We start from the raw sequence: 470 nt of genomic DNA, 5'->3' as shown, positions 1-470 counted from the left end.
ACGATCAGGCGGTGCAAGCCGCCAACGAAAACATTTCCACGCTGGCGATCGCCGCCCGCAACCTAGACGGGGCATGGGTGCAGATCCTGAGCGTCGTTCTGAACATCTTCGCTGTCATGACCGCCTTCTTCGGCGTCTTTCAAGGATTCAAAGAGGCCTGCCAAGGCATCGCCATGAATGTCGTCAAGCGTTTCGTTCCCGAGGAACGCATCAACCGCCGGCTACTATCCTTCGCCATCTTAGTGTTTGGTGTTCTGGTCTCATGGGGAGCGATCGTCCTCAACGCTCCCGTGCTGTCATTTACGTCCATCTGCTCGCCCATCTTCGGCATGATCGGGTGCCTGATTCCCACCTACTTGGTGCTGCGCGTAAAATCGCTGCGCGAACTGCGCGGGCCAGGCCTGATCCTTATAGTATTTGCCGGCATCCTACTGCTAGTATCGCCCTTCCTGGCGTTTAGCTAGCAAGAG

General features: G+C 56.8%; 1 pseudogene. It reads left to right on the top strand.

From position 1 onward, the window contains the following. Window positions 1-464 (top strand): annotated as a pseudogene (locus QP381_RS08515) (hypothetical protein); the annotation flags it as partial. Between the last annotated feature and the right edge of the window lie 6 nt (window positions 465-470).

Source organism: Pauljensenia sp. UMB6358 (assembly GCF_030216865.1).
GTDB lineage: Bacteria > Actinomycetota > Actinomycetes > Actinomycetales > Actinomycetaceae > Pauljensenia > Pauljensenia turicensis_A.
Note: the sequence above shows the minus strand (reverse complement) of the source record. Positions and strands in the feature narration are given on the sequence as shown.